A 2,011-nucleotide genomic window follows, 5' to 3' on the forward strand; every position below is an offset into this window, starting at 1 on the left:
ATCAGGTAGCGGTCGAACACGGGTAAAACCTCACCCGCGCCGGCACCGAGTCCTTCGAGAATCGGAAAAATGTGTCGCCCATCCCAGAACCGAAAAAACACCTCGGTGCCATCGGGCATACGCACTTGAGTCAAACTGCGCAGGTGTTCGAATACCACGTCCGGGGTGCTGGTGGACACCGCCAGCCAGCCCCAATCCTGAGCATCGGTTTCAGCAATCCACTGAAGGAAACCGGCGTTGGGTTTCAGCTCGGCGAGGTAGGGCATCACTGGCTGCCAATCCGCGTACGGCGTGCCGCCCCAGATCGGTGTCAGCTCCGGCGCCATCTCCTGCTGGTAGAAGGCCTTCAGTGGTTCGGCATCGCTGGCCGCACTGACAATCAAATAAAGACGTTCATTCGCCTGCAACGGCCGTTCAGCCAGCCAAGCCTGCGGGGTCAAAAGATCAGATCGCACAAGCACCTGCCTTGCATTTTTCGCACTCTTCACAGAACGGCGCGTTACGTTTGAGGGTGTTGATCTGCGCCGGGGTCAGAACCGCGCCGGCCTTGTCGGCATCGGCCTGTTTCAGCACGCCGGGCATCAGTGGTGCGGCTCCGGTCCCGTTGCCGGGACTGCCGCCGGAGTTCATGTTGATCACCGGGCCGCTCAGGGTGACGCCGCTGCCGTCGATTTTGATGAAGCTGCCGCCGCCCTTGAGCGTCAGTTCGCTGCCCGCTTCGAGCACGACTTTCATGCCGCTGCTCAGGTGGATTTCCTGGCCGGCTTCGATGAATTGGCCGGTACCCACCTTGATGTGCTGGTTCACACCCACGGTGAGGTGGTCGTTCGCCCGGGCCTCGACTTTGCGGTCGGCGTAGACGGTGTGGTGTTCTTCGGCTTTGAATTCGCTGTAGCTGTTTTGCTCGACGGTATCGTGGCGTTCGTGACCGACGCGGATTTTTTGGTCGTGCTCGACGTTCTCGTCCCAGTCGCGCTGGGCGTGGAGGAAGATCTGCTCCTGACCTTTCTTGTCTTCGATGCGCAGTTCGTTGTAACCGCCGCCGCCCATCGAGCTCAGGGTCTTGAAGGTGCTGCGGGTTTTGTTCGCGGGCAGGTCGTACGGGACGACGTTTTCCTTGTGGTACAGGCAGCCGCTGATCAGCGGTTGGTCGGGGTCGCCTTCAAGGAAAGTCACCAGCACTTCCATGCCGATGCGCGGGATGGCGATGCCGCCGTAGTGGGCGCCGGCCCACGCGGAGGAGACGCGCAGCCAGCAGCTGGTCTTGTCGTCGGCCTGACCTTCGCGGTCCCAGTGGAATTGCACTTTGACGCGGCCGTACTGGTCGCAGTGGATTTCTTCACCCTTTGGGCCGGTGACCACGGCGCTTTGGCTGCCGAGGATGCGCGGCTTTTTCTGGGTCAGCGGCGGGCGATTCGGCACGTCCCACGGGGTGGTCTGAAATCGGTTGCGGTAGCCTTGATGGAAGTCGTCCTTCAACGCTGTGGTGTTGCTGGTCACCGATTCTTCCAGCACTTGCGGCTGCTTGCCTTCGTGCAGGACTTCGGTCAGCAGCCACAGGTCGTTCCACTTGGCCTTCGGGTGCTCGGTCAAGGCGAGGAAATGGCCGCTGACCAGCAGCGGCTGATCACTCTTGCCCTCGGCGAGTTGGAAGTCGCTGCGGTGACGTTCCAGAGCGCGTTTGGCCAGGTGCTTGCCGCGCTCTCGGTCGATGAAACGACCGGGGTAGTCGTAGTCTTCGAGGTCGGGCAGGGCGTCGCCACGGTTTTCGCTTTCCAGCGTCAGGCGTGGTTTTTCGAAGTCGTAATCGCGGCGGGTGGTGCGGCTGGTGCGGGTTTCCAGGCGCAGGTCGAAGCGCTTGATCACCGGGTTGTTGGCGACCATGCCGGAGTCTTGCTGGTAGGCCACGGGTGCGAGTTTCGGGAACACCGTTTGGTCATCGCCGAACACCAGCTTGTGGGCCGTGGCGCTGTGCTGGAAGTGGTAGTGGATACCTTCTTCCTCGCACAGG

Annotated in this window: 2 protein-coding genes; both read right to left on the reverse strand. The window is 61.6% G+C overall.

The annotated features are described in order from the left end of the window. On the reverse strand, nucleotides 1–455 hold a 455-nt coding region (locus ACXPVS_RS27250), incomplete at its 3' end, for a DUF4123 domain-containing protein (protein WP_458512645.1). Next, on the reverse strand, nucleotides 445–2,011 hold a 1,567-nt coding region (tssI, locus tag ACXPVS_RS27255; RefSeq protein WP_458512646.1), incomplete at its 5' end, for a type VI secretion system tip protein TssI/VgrG. The genes ACXPVS_RS27250 and tssI, both read right to left, overlap by 11 nt.

It is taken from the genome of Pseudomonas sp. Ma2-10 (assembly GCF_054330215.1).